The organism is Kluyvera fluvialis, from assembly GCF_059725275.1.
On sequence record NZ_AP046142.1, the window covers coordinates 3,312,968 to 3,329,657 of the forward strand.

18 protein-coding genes and 2 pseudogenes are annotated in these 16,690 nt (G+C 52.9%); 8 read left to right on the forward strand and 12 right to left on the reverse strand.

All coding sequences use genetic code 11. From position 1 onward, the window contains the following. Nucleotides 1-33 precede the first annotated feature (33 nt). Entirely contained in the window at nucleotides 34-711 is a 678-nt protein-coding gene (gene ybiX, locus AC6I4B_RS15590; protein WP_497766375.1) for a PKHD-type hydroxylase YbiX, read from the forward strand. A gap of 461 nt (nucleotides 712-1,172) precedes the next feature. Next, nucleotides 1,173-1,433 carry a DUF1471 family protein YbiJ gene (gene ybiJ, locus AC6I4B_RS15595; RefSeq protein ID WP_497766377.1) on the forward strand — a complete coding sequence of 87 codons (261 nt, stop codon included), beginning with the start codon at nucleotides 1,173-1,175 and terminating at the stop codon, nucleotides 1,431-1,433. A gap of 243 nt (nucleotides 1,434-1,676) precedes the next feature. Here ybiJ and ybiB read toward each other — a convergent pair whose 3' ends face one another. The 3 genes from ybiB to rhlE form a co-directional block, all read right to left on the reverse strand. Further along, complete coding sequence (gene ybiB, locus AC6I4B_RS15600; protein ID WP_497766378.1) at nucleotides 1,677-2,645, reverse strand: DNA-binding protein YbiB; 969 nt, start codon at nucleotides 2,643-2,645, stop codon at nucleotides 1,677-1,679. 64 nt (nucleotides 2,646-2,709) lie between these two features. Then, the gene (gene dinG / locus AC6I4B_RS15605) at nucleotides 2,710-4,869 is read right to left on the reverse strand and encodes an ATP-dependent DNA helicase DinG (RefSeq protein WP_497766379.1); all 2,160 of its coding nucleotides are present in this window, start codon (nucleotides 4,867-4,869) and stop codon (nucleotides 2,710-2,712) included. Between the two features lie 306 nt (nucleotides 4,870-5,175). Further along, nucleotides 5,176-6,558, reverse strand: coding sequence for an ATP-dependent RNA helicase RhlE (rhlE, locus tag AC6I4B_RS15610; RefSeq protein WP_497766381.1), 1,383 nt, complete (start codon nucleotides 6,556-6,558; stop codon nucleotides 5,176-5,178). 226 nt (nucleotides 6,559-6,784) lie between these two features. On the opposite strand from rhlE, the gene cecR reads away from it, so the two are divergent. From cecR to AC6I4B_RS15635, 5 genes are all read left to right on the forward strand, one after another. Further along, nucleotides 6,785-7,462 (forward strand): transcriptional regulator CecR, encoded by a 678-nt coding sequence (gene cecR, locus AC6I4B_RS15615; protein ID WP_497766383.1) that lies wholly within the window; start codon nucleotides 6,785-6,787, stop codon nucleotides 7,460-7,462. Beyond that, the gene (gene hlyD, locus AC6I4B_RS15620; RefSeq protein WP_497766384.1) at nucleotides 7,459-8,454 is read left to right on the forward strand and encodes a secretion protein HlyD; all 996 of its coding nucleotides are present in this window, start codon (nucleotides 7,459-7,461) and stop codon (nucleotides 8,452-8,454) included. The genes cecR and hlyD overlap by 4 nt, the downstream gene beginning before the upstream one ends. Then, on the forward strand, nucleotides 8,447-10,186 hold the full coding sequence (locus AC6I4B_RS15625; protein WP_497766385.1) for an ATP-binding cassette domain-containing protein: 1,740 nt from the start codon (nucleotides 8,447-8,449) through the stop codon (nucleotides 10,184-10,186). The genes hlyD and AC6I4B_RS15625 overlap by 8 nt, the downstream gene beginning before the upstream one ends. Further along, the gene (locus AC6I4B_RS15630; RefSeq protein WP_497766387.1) at nucleotides 10,176-11,309 is read left to right on the forward strand and encodes an ABC transporter permease; all 1,134 of its coding nucleotides are present in this window, start codon (nucleotides 10,176-10,178) and stop codon (nucleotides 11,307-11,309) included. The genes AC6I4B_RS15625 and AC6I4B_RS15630 overlap by 11 nt, the downstream gene beginning before the upstream one ends. Before the next feature lie 99 nt (nucleotides 11,310-11,408). Beyond that, the gene (locus tag AC6I4B_RS15635) at nucleotides 11,409-12,515 is read left to right on the forward strand and encodes an ABC transporter permease (protein ID WP_497766388.1); all 1,107 of its coding nucleotides are present in this window, start codon (nucleotides 11,409-11,411) and stop codon (nucleotides 12,513-12,515) included. Here the strand turns inward: AC6I4B_RS15635 and AC6I4B_RS15640 are convergent. After that, nucleotides 12,477-12,887 carry a YbhQ family protein gene (locus AC6I4B_RS15640; protein WP_497766390.1) on the reverse strand — a complete coding sequence of 137 codons (411 nt, stop codon included), beginning with the start codon at nucleotides 12,885-12,887 and terminating at the stop codon, nucleotides 12,477-12,479. The genes AC6I4B_RS15635 and AC6I4B_RS15640 overlap by 39 nt on opposite strands. 244 nt (nucleotides 12,888-13,131) lie before the next feature. On the opposite strand from AC6I4B_RS15640, the gene AC6I4B_RS15645 reads away from it, so the two are divergent. Continuing rightward, the gene (locus AC6I4B_RS15645; protein ID WP_497766391.1) at nucleotides 13,132-13,317 is read left to right on the forward strand and encodes a SymE family type I addiction module toxin; all 186 of its coding nucleotides are present in this window, start codon (nucleotides 13,132-13,134) and stop codon (nucleotides 13,315-13,317) included. A gap of 40 nt (nucleotides 13,318-13,357) precedes the next feature. Here the strand turns inward: AC6I4B_RS15645 and AC6I4B_RS15650 are convergent, their stop codons facing one another. From AC6I4B_RS15650 to AC6I4B_RS15685, 8 genes and pseudogenes are all read right to left on the reverse strand, one after another. Beyond that, a complete protein-coding gene (locus tag AC6I4B_RS15650; protein WP_497766393.1) occupies nucleotides 13,358-13,684 on the reverse strand; it encodes a CdiI-like immunity protein in 327 nt (108 codons plus the stop codon). Between the two features lie 9 nt (nucleotides 13,685-13,693). Beyond that, the gene (locus tag AC6I4B_RS15655; RefSeq protein ID WP_497766394.1) at nucleotides 13,694-13,996 is read right to left on the reverse strand and encodes a hypothetical protein; all 303 of its coding nucleotides are present in this window, start codon (nucleotides 13,994-13,996) and stop codon (nucleotides 13,694-13,696) included. Between the two features lie 44 nt (nucleotides 13,997-14,040). Beyond that, nucleotides 14,041-14,370: pseudogene (locus AC6I4B_RS15660) on the reverse strand (DUF637 domain-containing protein); the annotation flags it as partial. A gap of 74 nt (nucleotides 14,371-14,444) precedes the next feature. After that, a complete protein-coding gene (locus tag AC6I4B_RS15665; RefSeq protein ID WP_497766395.1) occupies nucleotides 14,445-14,867 on the reverse strand; it encodes a hypothetical protein in 423 nt (140 codons plus the stop codon). 503 nt (nucleotides 14,868-15,370) lie between these two features. Next, nucleotides 15,371-15,592 (reverse strand): hypothetical protein, encoded by a 222-nt coding sequence (locus tag AC6I4B_RS15670; RefSeq protein WP_497766397.1) that lies wholly within the window; start codon nucleotides 15,590-15,592, stop codon nucleotides 15,371-15,373. 177 nt (nucleotides 15,593-15,769) lie between these two features. Continuing rightward, entirely contained in the window at nucleotides 15,770-16,018 is a 249-nt protein-coding gene (locus tag AC6I4B_RS15675) for a YxzC family protein (RefSeq protein WP_497766398.1), read from the reverse strand. A 137-nt stretch (nucleotides 16,019-16,155) separates the two neighbouring features. After that, nucleotides 16,156-16,332 (reverse strand): annotated as a pseudogene (locus tag AC6I4B_RS15680) (DUF637 domain-containing protein); the annotation flags it as partial. Beyond that, nucleotides 16,317-16,436, reverse strand: a complete 120-nt coding sequence (locus AC6I4B_RS15685; RefSeq protein ID WP_497766399.1) for a hypothetical protein — start codon at nucleotides 16,434-16,436, stop codon at nucleotides 16,317-16,319. The pseudogene AC6I4B_RS15680 and the gene AC6I4B_RS15685, both read right to left, overlap by 16 nt. Between the last annotated feature and the right edge of the window lie 254 nt (nucleotides 16,437-16,690).

The window sequence follows — 16,690 nt, forward strand, 5'->3', positions numbered from 1 at the left end:
GTAAAGCCCCACTTTTTTTAAGGAGAGATTCCCATGATGTACCATATTCCTGGCGTGCTGAGCGCAGAGGAGGTTCACGGCCTCGTGGCACAGTTAGACCAGGCCGAATGGGTAGACGGCAAAGCCACCGTCGGTGCGCAAGGGGCGCAGGTAAAGAACAATCAGCAGGTTGATACCCGCAGCGAACAGTACGCCGCACTCCAGGCGACGGTGCTGGCGGCGGTCAACCGCCACTCGCTGTTTTTCGCCGCAGCGCTGCCGAAAACCCTCTCCAGCCCGTTATTTAACCGTTATCAACAGCAAGAAACCTATGGCTTCCATGTTGACGGTGCTGTTCGCCAGCACCCGCACAGCGGCTGGATGCGTACCGATCTTTCGGCAACCTTATTTTTATCCGACCCAGAAAGCTACGACGGCGGCGAGCTGACGATTAACGACACCTACGGCCAGCATTCGGTCAAACTGCCTGCGGGAGACCTGGTGCTTTACCCGTCCAGCAGCTTGCACTGCGTTACGCCGGTCACACGCGGCGTTCGGGTGGCCTCCTTTATGTGGATTCAGTCCATGATTCGCGACGATAAACGCCGCGCTATGCTGTTTGAACTCGACAGCACTATTCAGGCGCTGAAAAGCCGCCACGGAGAGTCCACTGAAGCGCTGTCTCTGCTGAATCTCTACCATAACCTGCTGCGAGAATGGTCAGAGATCTAAACCGGGCTAATATGTCTCAAATTTTATGAAGAAGATGGGTGGCCAGAAATACGCCATAAATGCAGATGTTTTGAGCGACCCAAAATTAAAAAGAAAGCGAGATAAAAACTCACAACGCAGACAGTAATAAGGATATAATTTCAAGATATCGCCATAAAACCAGCTTTGATGACAAATCTATACCGCAACATACAGAGCAATCGGTTATCTTTACGAGCACGCTTTTTAGCAAAAAAAGTGGCAAAATGTGCCTTCGAACGTCCTTCACCTCGCCATTTTGGCCTAACATCATTTTTGCAGCGAATATTTTATTAATAATCAATAAATTATTAATCATTCAAAATTTTCGAACATGGTCATCAATTCTCTTCGATTTATTCCATCAAATAAAAACGTGATACTTATCACATCGACAGAACATCGTCCCTCTGAACAACGGAATAACCTGCGAGAAATTAATTATGAAAAACATTAAATATACTGTTGCTGCTATCGCCCTCTCTGCCCTGTCCTTCGGTGCTTTTGCAGCACAACCTGTAACTCAGGCTCAGGCCCAGAAAATGAACGAAATAGGTACCGTATCCGTAGATGGCGCAAGCACTCTGGACGGTATGGAAGCTCAGTTGGCGCAGAAAGCTGCCGACGCAGGCGCTTCCGGCTACACCATTACTTCTGCTAACACCAACAACAAAGTTAGCGGTACTGCGGTTATCTACAAATAATCGCCACGCCCTCTGTTAAACACGACATCCTTCAAGCTGCGGCAAGCTAACGCAGAAGCAGCTTGAGGATGACGTAAGCACCCCTCGTAAACTGACCCTTTACGAAAGCTCTAACCCTCATTGAACTTGTTGATACCCTTGTTTGCCCGGCGGCCACGCCGGGCTTTTTTTTGCGTGAAAGGTGCAGTGAGGTGTCGCAGCCGGATAAACGCAGCGCCATCCGGCAGACAGGAAGATATCGCGTTAGTAGGCCTGGGCGATGCGCGCCAAACCGTCTTCAAGAGAACTAACTTCACCCGCCGCCAACAGGCAGCAAGCCATCTGTATTTTCAATGACTGAGGCACTGGCTCAACGCCCGCCACGCAGCGTTCAATCCACAACGCGGTAGTTTCAGGATCTTTTGCCACAGGCAAAACGGGAGATTCTTCCGGCTGTTGGTTTTGCCGCTCGTACACTACTCGCGCGCCCTGTGCATCAATAAGCGTCATCTGCGGGCAGCGCTGTGGGTTGGCGTACACTTCCCCCTCAGTGCCGTGCATCAATAGGCTGCGCCCACCGATATCGGTGAAAAACTTCGCCACTTTGCCCACGTATTCTGGGTGCGACACGCTGGACAAGCGCAGCGCGGCGTCTTGCGCAAACGGGGTTGCCAGCTTCGCCAGCGTGTGCGCGCTGTTACGCACACCCAAACGCCAGCGTAGCGAGAGCTGTTTTTCCAGCGGCGGGCACAGCGCGCCAACCGGAATATACACCGGTTGATGACCATCCAGCTTTGCCTGTGCCTGCCCGGCATGGCGCGTAGGTTCAATACCCATCAGCGTAAAAATGGTTTCGCTCAACACCCGGGTTGGATCTTCACTCACGCCGTGGACGACCACCGGAAAACCCAGTTTGTGCAGCAGTACTGCCAGCAGCGGAGTTAAATTCGCCTGTTTACGCGCGCCATTATAGCTAGGGATAACTATCGGCATCGGTTTGCCCACTGGCGGAGTGAGGCGCATCGTGTGTTGCTGCATAGCCTGATAAAAGCCGAGCATCTCCGCTTCGCCTTCGCCTTTGATGCGCATCGACAGCAAAATCGCGCCCATTTCCAGGTCGGCAACATCGCCATCCAGCATCCGGCTATAGAGAGCCTGCGCTGTTTCCTGGTCCAGATCACGCGCGTGATTTTTGCCGCGCCCAACCTCTTTAATGATTTTGCGGTAATCCATCTGTTGCTCCTTTTAAATACGCATTGGCGGCGGTTTCACCCTGGCGACACAGCGCGCATACGGGCTACCGCTTCTTGCGGCGCGGCGATTTCGTTTTCGCTTTCGCCGTAGTGGCTTTCACTTTTACTGCTGGCACTTCCGGGCGTTCAATCGGGAAAACCGGTAACGCATCCAGTAAACGCTTACCATAGTTTTTGGTCAACAATCGCTTATCGTAGATAACCACTTCCCCCCAGCAACTGTGGCTACGAATAAGACGCCCCACCTGCTGAATCAGGTTAAACGACGCGCTGGGCAGGCTTTGCACCTCAAAAGGATAGCGATTGAGGCTTTTTAGCCATTCACCTTCGGTTATCACTACCGGGCTATCGATAGGCGGGAAGGCGATTTTATGGATATGCACCTGGCTTAACAACTCACCTTTAAGGTCAAGCCCCTCGGCAAAGGATTGCAGCCCCACCAGCACGCTATATTCACCGCTTTCCACGCGTTTGCGGTGAAGTTCCACCAACCGATAGCGCGGCTGATCGCCCTGCACCAGCAGCATCAGCCGCAGGTCGGTGACGTATTCGAGGAAGCGCTGCATGGCGCGCCCACTGGCAAACAGCACTAACATTCCGTGATGTTTTTTGCTCTCGACCTGTTGGCGGAAATAGGCAGCCATCTCGGCAATATGCTGTTCTTCGTTATCAATCAGCGGCTCGTACTGCATCTGCGGAATAACGATTTTACCCTGCTCGACGTGATTAAACGGCGAGTCCAGCGCCACAAAACGGTCGCCCGCTTTCTCTCTCAGGCCACTCATTTCCTGTAGCCGCGAGAAACTGTTCAGCGAGCGCAGCGTGGCGGAGGTTACGACGATATGCGGCACACTGCGCCACAGCAGGCGTTCAAGCTGGTCACTAACGCGGATCCCCACGCAGTGGAACCAGACGTGCATCTGCCCGTCGCGCAGGTCGCGCGTGGCCCATTTGGTCACTGGCGCGCCCGAGGCTTGCGATAGCGACGCCAGCCGCCAGAGCTTGCTTTGCGCTTCGAACATCCCCAACGCGCGGTTCATTTGCAGAATCACCCGATGCAGACGCACGATGTCATGGCTGCCGGTTTTTTCACTCAGGTCATTTAAAAACAGCTCCGCCAGCCCGCGCAGCATTTCTGTAAGCTTCGCCAGCCGCTGGCAGATTTCCATTATTTCATCCGGCAGCTCTCCCATCGGGAAGCGGTGTTCTGCCTCCTGGGTTGCGGGCAGATAGAGATTGAGAATGGCATTCAGCGAGGCGATAAGTTCGTACAACTCTTCGCAATGGGCGGTTAAGCGTTCGGGCAATGCCAGCGGCGGCGTGGTTTTCGGGCGGAACTGCTCCATGCAGGTTGCCACCAGCTTGCTGAAAAGATCGAGCTGCAAGCGATACCACGGCGCGGTAATTTCGGCGCTCATTTCGAGGGCATCGCGAGCGACATCCGGCAGATGGTGGCCTTCATCCAGCACCAGCAGCAGATTTTTTGGCTCTGGCAGCACCGCCTCGCTTTCCATTGCCGCCATCACCAGCGCATGGTTCGCGACCACCACTTCCGCTTCCTGGATTTCCCGCCGCGCGACGAAAAACGGGCATTCACGGTAATAATGACAGTTGCGGTTCAGGCAACTCGCTTTATCGGTGCTCAAACGCTGCCACAGGTTATCGTCGATGGCGACATCGGTGTGATCGCGCAGGCCATCCCACTTGTAGCCGTCAAGGTCACCCTTTAGCTTCGCACAGCGCTTTTGTTCTTCCTGGTTGTTCGGCGTGAGTTCGTCGTCAAGAAAGGCCAGCAGATCCTGTTGATTAGGCTCAGTGCTGGAAAGCGCCGCCAGATTACGTGGGCAGACATAACGCCCGCGCCCGAAAGCGGCGGTAAAGCGCAGATCGGGGATGATTTTGCGCAGCAGCGGCAGATCTTTACTGTAGATCTGATCCTGCAACGCCACGTTGGCGGTGCTGATAACCAGCGTTTTCTGTTCCTCCCTGGCAATAGCAATGCCGGGGATAAGATAGGACAAGGTTTTCCCTACGCCAGTGGGCGCTTCGATAGCCAGATGCCGCCCGTCTTCCCCTGACAGCGTTTTGGCGACGTCCGCAATCATCTGCCGCTGCGGCGCACGGGGAATAAAGTCGGGGATCTGTTCCTGAAGCGCCTTATACCAGGCGGCGATTTGCGCTTTTAGCGCAGCGGTCAAAGCCATGAGAAAACCTGAGATACTGTATAAACAGCCACTATTGTGGCATTTTTCAGCGGGAGGGGGTATCAGTTTTTAGGATTGTGGAAGGCGGCGCGCAATTCGGCTAACCCAGCCCCTGTAATGGATCGTCGTACAACAACAGCGGGCGCGAATCGCTTGTATTCAGGTGCGGGAAAAATCTTCCCCGCACCCCGTCCGTTAGCGCAGTTCCGGCCAGTAGTCCTTATTCGCTTCAATCAGCGCGTCCAGTACCTTGCGGGCTTGCTACGCCGGATGGCGCAGGTTAACGCAAAGACCGCCTGGCAAAACTCAGTTTGCGGCAGGTTTACGCGGGCGGCGCGGTGGACGCGGCTTATCAGAAGCCGGTTTACCTTCCGCACTGCGCGGTTTAGCTTTCGGTGCGCCGCCATCGGTGCGGCGAGGCTGCTGCTGACCGCGACCGGCTCCGCCCTGACCTTGACCCTGGCCTTGCCCACGGCCACGACCGCCGCCATTGCCGCCACCATTACCACGCTGCTGGCGGCCATTCTGAATCGGCTCCGCTTTAATCGACGGATCCGGCTCATAGCCTGGCAGCGCAATGCGTGGGATCTCTTTTTTCAGCAGGCGTTCAATGTCACGCAGCAGTTTGTGTTCATCGACGCACACCAGTGAGAGCGCTTCGCCCGTTGCCGCCGCACGGCCTGTACGACCGATACGGTGGACGTAATCTTCCGGCACGTTTGGCAACTCGTAGTTCACCACGTGCGGCAGCTCTTCGATGTCCAGACCACGCGCGGCGATATCGGTCGCCACCAGCACACGAATGTCGCCGGATTTAAAATCAGCCAGCGCACGAGTACGCGCACCCTGCGATTTGTTACCGTGGATAGCCGCACTGCGGATACCGTCTTTATTTAACTGCTCCGCCAGGTGGTTCGCGCCGTGCTTGGTACGGGTAAATACCAGCACCTGCTGCCAGTTGCCTTGACCAATCATCTGCGACAACAGCTCACGTTTACGCTTTTTGTCCACCATGTGAACGTGCTGCGTCACCTGCTCGGAGGCGGTGTTGCGGCGCGCCACTTCAATTTCCAGCGGGTTAGTCAGCAGTTTTTCCGCCAACGCTTTAATGTCGTCAGAGAACGTCGCGGAGAACAGCAGGTTCTGGCGTTTCGCTGGCAGCTTAGTCAATACGCGGCGGATATCGTGGATGAAGCCCATATCCAGCATCCGGTCAGCTTCGTCCAGCACCAGAATTTCAATTTGATCCAGTTTGACCGCATTTTGGTGTTCCAGATCCAGCAGACGGCCCGGCGTTGCCACCAGCACGTCAACACCGCCACGCAGTTTCATCATCTGCGGGTTAATGCTCACACCACCAAACACCACCAGCGAGCGGATGTTCAGGTAACGGCTGTATTCACGCACGTTTTCACCAATCTGCGCTGCCAGTTCACGGGTTGGCGTCAGGATCAGCGCGCGCACCGGGCGACGGCCTTTAACGTGAGGCTCGCGGGAAACCAGCAGTTGCAGCAGCGGCAACGTAAAACCTGCCGTTTTGCCAGTGCCGGTTTGGGCGCTCGCCATCAGGTCACGGCCCTGCAATACCGCAGGAATAGCCTGCTGCTGAATGGGGGTGGGTTCGCGGTAGCCCTGCTCAGCAACGGCACGCAAAATTTCGGGGTTTAGTCCAAGGGAATCGAAAGACATAGATACTCCACACCCACCCCGACCGCACGCGGTGTAGTTTTCGAGGGGATAAAAAACGAGGGAATGACAAAAACCACAATGTCATGAAGGGGCGGAGTGTAGCAGTTTTTGTGATACACCGCATAAATTATCCCCGAGGAAACAAAACAACAGGCGGCCACCGGCTGGACAAGTTCAAAAAAGCGTCATAATCTTAATCAATCGTTTGATTAATTTTGGTGGTTATATGAATACCACACCGATCACCACAAAAGGCGAGCAGGCCAAAAGCCAGCTAATCGCCGCAGGTCTTGCCCAATTTGGTGAGTATGGGCTACACGCCACGACCCGTGATATCGCCGCGATGGCCGGGCAAAATATCGCCGCCATTACCTACTATTTTGGCTCAAAAGAAGATTTATACCAGGCTTGCGCCCAGTGGATTGCCGATTTTATCGGTGAGAGTTTTCGCCCGCACGCCGAAGCCGCCGAGCAACTGTTTGCTCAACCGCAGCCAGACCGCGAGGCGATACGGGCGCTGATTCTGCGTGCCTGCCAAAAGATGATTTTACTGCTGACCCAGGACGACACGCTCAACCTCAGCAAATTTATCTCCCGCGAGCAGCTCTCCCCGACCGTCGCCTACCAGCGAATTCACAGCCAGGTTATCGCGCCGCTGCACTCGCACCTGACCCGCCTGATTGCCGCCTACACGGGTTGCGATGCCAACAGTACGCAGATGATCCTTCATACCCATGCGCTTATTGGCGAAGTGCTGGCGTTTCGTCTGGGGCGAGAAACCATATTAATGCGCACCGGCTGGACGCAATTTGATGCCGACAAAGCCGAACAAATTTTCCAGGTTGTTACCTGCCATCTCGATTTCATTTTGCACGGTTTAACGCAAAGGAGCCTGAAGCCATGAAAAAACCGGTCGCCCTTATCCTGGCCGTTATTGCCATCGTCGCTATTATTGGCGGCGGAACATGGTGGTATCAGAGCCAGCAGAATAACGCGCTAACGCTGTACGGTAACGTTGATATTCGCACCGTTAACATAAGTTTCCGCGTTGGCGGGCGGCTGCAATCCCTGACGGTTGATGAAGGCGACAGCATCAAGCAAGGGCAAATATTGGGCCAACTGGACAAAGCACCGTATGAAAATGCGCTATTGCAAGCCAAGGCCAACGTCGCGACAGCGCAGGCGCAATATGACCTGATGATGGCAGGCTATCGGGCCGAAGAGATTGCCCAGGCCGCCGCCGCCGTGAAACAGGCGCAGGCCGCCTATGACTATGCGCAAAGTTTCTTGCAGCGCCAGCAAGGGCTGTGGAACAGCCGCACCTTGTCGGCTAACGACTTAGCCAATGCCCGCTCGTCCCGCGACCAGGCGCTGGCAACGTTGAAATCCGCCCAAGATAAACTCAGCCAGTATCGCGCCGGGAATCGTCCACAAGAAATCGCCCAGGCCAAAGCCAATCTCGAACAAGCACAGGCACAACTGGCGCAGTCCACGCTCGATCTCCAGGACACGGTACTCACCGCGCCGTCTGACGGTACGTTACTCACCCGCGCCGTCGAGCCAGGCAGTATGCTGACCGCTGGCAGCACCGTGCTAACGCTGTCGCTAACCCGCCCGGTGTGGGTTCGTGCGTATGTTGATGAAAAAAATCTTAGTCAGGCACAGCCTGGGCGAGAAATTCTGCTGTATACCGATGGTCGCCCGAATAAGCCATATCACGGCAAAATTGGCTTTGTCTCCCCTACCGCCGAGTTCACGCCGAAAACGGTGGAAACGCCTGACCTGCGCACCGATTTAGTCTATCGCCTGCGCATTATCGTTACCGATGCCGACGATAGCCTGCGACAAGGGATGCCGGTTACGCTCAGTTTTGGCGACGAGTCGCGTCATGAGTAACAACCAGATTCAGCTACACGGGCTGATAAAACAGTTCGCGGGCATGGATAAACCGGCGGTCGCCCGTTTGGACTGCACCATCAAACCTGGCTACGTCACCGGCCTGGTCGGGCCGGACGGCGCGGGTAAAACCACGCTAATGCGGATGCTGGCGGGGCTGCTCAAACCCGATGACGGTAAGGCCACTGTTCTCGGGCTAGACCCGATTGCCGACGATAGCGCATTACATGCAGTGATGGGCTATATGCCGCAGAAATTCGGGCTGTATGAAGATTTAACGGTGATGGAAAACCTGAATCTGTATGCCGATCTTCGCAGCGTAACCGGCGAAGCGCGGGAAAGCACGTTCGCCCGCCTGCTGGAATTTACCTCTCTCGGCCCCTTTACCTCGCGGCTGGCGGGCAAACTTTCCGGCGGGATGAAGCAAAAGCTGGGGCTGGCCTGCACATTAGTCGGCGAGCCGAAAGTGCTGCTGCTTGATGAACCCGGCGTCGGCGTTGACCCGATTTCCCGCCGGGAATTGTGGGAAATGGTGCACGAGTTGGCGGGTGACGGGATGCTGATCCTCTGGAGCACCTCCTATCTTGATGAGGCCGAACAGTGCCAGGATGTGCTGCTGCTAAACGAAGGTGAGCTGCTGTATCAGGGCGAGCCAACGGCCCTCACCCAGACGATGGCGGGGCGCAGCTTTCTGATGCTCAGCCACGAAGAGAACAACCGCAAGCTGTTACAGCGGGCGCTGAAGCAACAGATGGTGAGCGATGGCATGATTCAGGGGCGATCGGTACGCGTCATCCTGCGCAAATCCGCCACGGCGGAGGATTTACGCCGCGCGCCGGGAATGCCAGCACTGGAAATTAACGAAACCGCCCCGCGTTTTGAAGATGCCTTTATCGACCTGCTCGGCGGCGCAGGAACTTCTGAATCGCCGTTGGGTGCGATTTTGCACACTGTCGAAGGGTCGCCGGATGAAACGGTGATTGAAGCCAAACAGCTCACCAAAAAATTCGGTGATTTTGCCGCGACCGATCACGTCAATTTCGCCGTGAAACGCGGGGAAATCTTTGGCCTGTTGGGGCCAAACGGCGCAGGGAAATCCACTACCTTTAAAATGATGTGTGGCTTGCTGGTTCCGACATCCGGCAACGCGCTGGTGCTGGATATGGATCTCAAAGTTAGCTCCGGCAAAGCGCGCCAGCACCTGGGGTATATGGCGCAGAAATTTTCCCTGTACGGCAACCTGACCGTGGAGCAGAACTTGCGCTTTTTCTCTGGCGTGTATGGCTTACGTGGACGGGCGCAAAATCAGAAAATCGATAGCATGAGCGAGGCATTTGGCCTGAAAGCCATTGCCCGCCACACCACTGATGCCCTGCCGCTCGGCTTTAAGCAACGCCTGGCGCTGGCCTGCTCGCTGATGCATGAGCCGGATATTCTGTTCCTCGATGAGCCAACGTCGGGCGTCGATCCCATCACCCGCCGTGAATTTTGGCTGCATATCAACAGCATGGTGGAAAAAGGCGTCACCGTTATGGTCACAACCCACTTTATGGATGAAGCGGAATACTGCGACCGTATCGGCCTGGTGTATCGCGGCAAGCTGATTGCCAGCGGTACGCCGGACGATTTAAAAGCGCAGGCGGCAGATGAACAACAGCCAGACCCGACCATGGAACAGGCGTTTATTTCGCTAATCAATGACTGGGATAAGGAGCATGCCGATGAGCGCTAAAGGGCTATCGTGGCGACGGGTGCGAGCACTGTGCGTAAAAGAGACGCGGCAGATTATTCGCGACCCCAGCAGTTGGCTGATTGCGGTGGTTATCCCGCTGTTGCTGCTGTTTATCTTTGGCTACGGCATCAACCTCGACTCCAGCAAACTGCGAGTGGGCGTCTTGCTGGAGCAACAAAGCAAGGAGGCGCTCAATTTTACCCATACCCTGACCGGCTCGCCTTATATTGACGCGACCATCAGCGACAACCGGCAGCAGTTGGTTGAGATGATGCAAGCTGGGCGCATTCGCGGCCTGGTGGTCGTGCCGGTTGATTTTGACAAGAAAATGGCGCGCGCGGGTGACGATGCGCCGATTCAAGTCATCACCGATGGCAGCGAGCCAAACACCGCTAACTTCGTCCAGGGGTACGTCGAGGGCATTTGGCAAATCTGGCAGCAACAGCGGGCGGAAGATAACGGGCAGACCTTTGAGCCGTTAATCGATGTGCAGACTCGCTACTGGTTTAACCCGGCGGCTATCAGCCAGCATTTTATTATCCCCGGCGCGATTACTATCATCATGACGGTGATTGGGGCAATCCTCACCTCGCTGGTTATTGCCCGCGAGTGGGAGCGCGGTACGATGGAAGCGCTGCTGTCTACCGAGGTAACGCGCGTTGAGCTGCTGCTGTGCAAGCTCATTCCTTACTATTTTCTCGGTATGCTGGCGATGCTGCTGTGTATGCTGGTGTCGGTGTTTATTCTCGGCGTGCCGTATCGTGGCTCGCTGGTCATTCTCTTTTTCATCACCAGCCTGTTTTTGCTCAGCACACTCGGGATGGGGCTATTGATCTCAACCATCACCCGCAACCAGTTTAACGCCGCACAGGTGGCGCTGAACGCCGCTTTCCTGCCGTCGATTATGCTGTCTGGGTTTATTTTCCAGATAGACAGTATGCCTGCGGCGATTCGCGTTGTGACCTATATCATTCCGGCGCGCTATTTTGTCAGCACTCTGCAAAGCCTGTTCCTGGCGGGCAATATCCCAGTGGTACTGATGGTAAACACCCTCTTTCTTATCGCCTCGGCGGTGATGTTTATTGGCCTGACGTGGATGAAAACCAAACGTCGGTTGGATTGATCATTGTGCTCGTATTTTGCCCGGTGGCGCTACGCTTACCGGGCCTACGAGCCTTGTAGGTCGGGTCAGCGCAGCGCCGCCCGACATGAGGACAGCACTATGTTTTATCGCTTATGGACGCTTATCCGCAAAGAGCTTCAGTCGCTGCTACGCGAACCGCAAACCCGTGCCATTCTGATTATGCCAGTGCTTATCCAGGTGTTGCTGTTCCCGTTCGCCGCGACACTGGAGGTCACTAACGCCACCATCGCCGTCTATAACGAGGACAACGGCAAGCACTCCGTGGAGCTAACGCAGCGGTTTGCCCGCGCCAAAGCGTTTACCCACGTATTGTTGCTGCAAAGCCCGCAGGACATTCAGCCGACTATCGACACCCAAAAAGCGCTGTTGCTGGTGCGTTTTCCGGCGGATTTCTCCCGTAATCTTGATACCTTCCAGACAGCGCCAATGCAGTTACTGCTGGATGGGCGCAACTCAAACAGCGCCCAGATAGCCGCAAATTATCTTCAGCAAATCGTCAAAAATTATCAGCAGGAGTTGCTGGAAGGCAAAGCGAAACCCAATAACAGCGAGCTGGTTGTGCGCAACTGGTATAACCCCAATCTCGACTATAAATGGTTTGTCGTACCTTCGCTGATTGCCATGATAACCACCATCGGGGTGATGATTGTGACATCGCTGTCCGTGGCGCGTGAACGGGAACAGGGCACGCTCGACCAATTGCTGGTTTCACCGCTCGCCACCTGGCAGATTTTCGTCGGTAAAGCGGTTCCGGCGCTGATTGTCGCCACCGCGCAGGCCACCATTGTGCTGGGCATCGGCATTTGGGCGTATCAAATCCCCTTCGCCGGATCGCTGGCGTTGTTCTATTTCACGATGGTGATTTACGGGTTGTCGTTGGTCGGGTTTGGCTTGCTTATCTCCGCGCTGTGCTCAACGCAACAGCAGGCGTTTATCGGCGTATTCGTCTTTATGATGCCTGCAATTCTGCTGTCAGGATACGTGTCACCGGTAGAGAACATGCCGCTGTGGCTCCAGCATTTGACGTGGATTAACCCGATTCGGCACTTTACTGATATCACCAAGCAAATCTATTTGAAGGATGCCAGCTTGACGATTATTTGGGGAAGTTTGTGGCCGCTACTGTTTATAGCGGCCACGACGGGATCAGTGGCGTACGCGATGTTTCGCCGCAAGATCGCCTGAGGTTTTCTCTTTTACCAGCAGCGAGAATACGGCTGGCCCAGCCAGAATGGCCAGCCCCGCCACCGCCAGCAGGTAGTTGTTATGCAGCACACGTGACAGCAGCCAAAGCGCAATCAACGCCGCCCCAAAGTACCAGGTTGTCGTTAGCTCTTCGAGCACGTCGGCGACCTCGCGCCAGCGCTGCTCATGATGACGCTGCAATGCCAGCATCAGTATAACGGTCACAGTGTAAAGTGCGCACAGGCCCAGCCCTACGCGCACCAGCGCACCGCTCATCCAGCCCATCACCAGCACGGCGATGACCAGCAAATGCAACATAATCTGCCAACAACTTAGGCCAGTTGCGACACGAACTCGCTGTTGCCACTTCATGGTTTATCTCCTGAAGAATTTTATTTGCTTATTCAGAGTACGCGACTTTACAGAAAATTCCGTAACGTCGCCTCTTTTTGTGATGCTGGTGTCACTATTTCGCTCAGTAAGAGAACAATTTGGGTGTTTTTGCAGCGATAACTACCACCGCGAGCCAGCGCTAACATTCAGCGCACCTATCTCCAACCGGTGGAAAATCGTATAGCCGTCTACTTACAGAACCATTTCCAAAGCACAGCGGCGGATGAAGATCGGTTATGTCAGTATCCGGCATTTTAACCCCCGCAACTACACCGCTACCTGGTATTCCCGCAGCCCCAGCCTGCGTCTGAACGGCAACTGGCTGGAAGAGGCAGGATTCAGCACCGACACGCCGGTCATTGTCAGCGTGGAGCTGGGAAGGCTGGTGGTTGAGCTGGTTAAGGGCTGATAGCTAAAAAGACGAACCCGGCAACTACGCCGGGATCTTTTTAATCTTCATTTGGCCACGTCATACCTTCATTAAATTTTTGATACCAATATTTACGAGAGTAAATATCGTCTCTCTCAAAATGGTAGACAAAATTACGCAACTCATCACTCAGCATAAAATCATACTTATATAACGCTATAGCTAATTTTCTCTGAATATCATAAAGGCTTTCAAAAAGCATTTGCACATCATCAAAAGACTTCCCCTTTATTTGTTGAATGAGGGTTTGACACTCTTTTTCATAGGAAAACAAAATCCTTTTAATTGATATAGATACATCTCTGTATTGTATCAATTCTTCTTCTAAAACAGACCACATATCCATTTTTTCACCTTACTTTTTCTTAATTGGTTGAATATGACCGATTTGCCCGGAAGTAGGTTTATAGAACATTTCTAATCCATTACTTTCATACTTAAAGTACCCCGGAACTCCTCTTGGATCAGGAAGAATTTTGGGGTTGCTATTTAATATCTCTTTGGTCTGCAAGAATGGAGCCGAACGCCCTTGACTCCATAGACGGTCGTAATAACTTTGACTTATTTCCATACCGTCAACAGAGTAAAAGCCTCCCTCTAATTTTATTGGTTTTCCGCCTTTAGCTATCCCGCCACCACCACCGGTAATGGCAACCATCGCCGCCGCTTCACGCCGAGCCTGTACCCGCTTCGCTGCGGCCTTATCCCCGCCAGTACCGCATGGCTCACCGTTTTGCCCGGCACACCGAGGATTTCCCCGTTATCACCAATCAGCCCCGCCCCTTCGGCATTGATCTGACTGCCCACGTTTGCCAGCAGCGCATTAACCAGATTGTCTTTGTGGCTGCCACCGTTAATGGCGGTATTCAGGCTGGAACTTATCACCGACTGCCCAGCCACTCGCTGGGCGATCGTTCCCCAATCGGCGTCCTTCACCAGTACCGGCAACCGTGCGTTGTCCGGGGTGACAGAGACATTCACAACCTCATCAAACCCCGCCAGTGCACCGCCGATAGCCATTGACGACACCAGCAGCAAATGCACCATCTTGTTTACCGCTCGTCACACCCCAGCGAGCCAGAACAAAAGCCTTTTCCAGCGGTGTTTTAGTCGCCGCAAGGTCTTTGTCCATAAAGAGAGTAAAAATATTCCATATCAGAAAAATTACGCTCAATTATCCCAGTGTAATGAGAATAAGATTCTATTAATCTTTGGTATCCACAGATAGAATGGATACCAAAATCCATTAGCAAATCAGAATATCCTTCATGTTCTTTAGTAAAAAGAATCCCCCATCCCTGAGGAATTATATTATCTATTACATCAAATAATTCTGATGGAGCCCACATTGGTCCACCCGGTTCTGGACAAACTAAAAAATCAACACGTGAAGAATAAAACATCATGCCATAAACATTATAATGCTCGTCTACCCGCAATGGCGAAAAAACGGTTTCATCGGTTTCCCCCATTACTCTTGACATTTCGGGAAGCAAGCTCCCTGATGCTGAATGGCAACGCACTAACATAGTCACTTCCTATTTAAATTTAAAATCATCAACTTGGCCCGTTTTGGTATTACGGACATAGTTGTAAGTATCCCGATAAACTGAACCATTCACTTTTAGAGATCTCCCGACATACTCAGTATGTTCCCTGAGGAGATCGTCATGCGTAAAGCCCGATTCACCGAACACCAGATCATTGACGTTCTGAAGTCTGTCGAAGCCGGACGTACCGCCAAGGATGTCTACCACCAACCATTTCATAGAAGATAGAGAACGGTATTTACATTAGAATAAATACATAACTTCAGACACACCGATAATCAAACAATGGCGTAAAATTAATTTCATCACTGAACATAATCAATGTATCCTGTCTGAAGATTAGAATTACATAGTTACAGAGTTAGATTACTCAGGTCCACGTCTGCAACAACCCATAAATTATTTGCCATATGGCTGACAAAATCATGTGGCAATACCAAGCCATAATTCTTCACATAGTAAACCAGGTCGCTTGGCCAAGCTCATACGCCATCAGTTTGTATAGAAAGTGGCCCAATCCTTATTTCCTTTTCAGAAAACACATCTGCAACAACCGTAGGATAAATTATAAATAAATGGCCATTATCAAGATAGTTTACAATTTGCGATAAATTAGCGGACGTATCTCTGCTCAACGCATCTGTTATAAAATCACCATTTTCATCGCCATGTTGCAACTCTTTATAAAAGCCAACCTTATTCATTTCTCACCTGAATAAGGAGTAAAAATATTCCACTGACCTGTATTTGCCGTTGCATTTTTTCCAATCCCGCTCACCCCGATGAAGCATCAATTATTTTATCTTTGATGGAGTCTGAAAAAGACAATCCCAAGATAATATTCTGAAAAGATCCCGGCTCGGTGGCCAGGATCTCTAACATTATGACTCCAATAACCACAGCCAATCATTGAGATCATCAATACCATACAAATAATCCCGATCTGAGGAGGGAAGATCGACAGCGCCTAAGCTTTGAATAACTTTCCAGGCAACTTGATCTGTAACTCTAATATCATCCGCATCGATAATCGAAAAAGCCCATTGTGCAGCATAAGTTCTGTCTACTGCACCGCTTTTCAACTTATTAATTACGTTAGCAATTTCATGCCGAGTTGGAAACGTATTCATACTTACCTCCTTCCTTGAAAGTTACCATCAGCATCAAAAATATGGTGATTATTATCATTGGTTACGGGTTTCGGAGCCACACTACGAATATTTCCAGCATGATCAAGTGGTTAGCACCGTGCTTTGTCCAGGGTGACAGAGACGTTCACAACCTCATCAAACCCCGCCAGTGCACCGCCGATAGCCATTGACGTCGCCAGCGATTTCACCGAGCTGCTGCTACCCAACGCCTTCAGGGTTTTCGATAAATCGCCTTTGTTCTCAACCAGCGCGACCGCCGCCTGCGAAACCAGCGAAGTCATTCCTGCATAGGCAGAGCCATAAACCGCCGCTCGCCGGTGCTTTTTTGCCCGCTGTTATCCGTGCCAGCCTGGAGAGAAAGGGGAAGCCGCTTTTCGGTAGACGTGAGTTGCAGCACAGAAAAACCGGGCTATTTCTCTGACGCGTTGACGAATATTCGCCGGATGTAGACCCCCACTGACGGGATGACGCTGCGCCTCCGGCAGGGGCAATTCAGAAGCCGTGTTTTGCCATGTTTCGCGCTGCTGCTGGGCCTGTTCAAGCCGCTGTTTCTGCTGCTGCTCGATAGCATCATGAACCGCAGGGCTAAGCGGAAGCGCCTGCGACGCTAAGGGAATGGCCTGCAAAACGGCGATAATAAGAGCGAGCTTT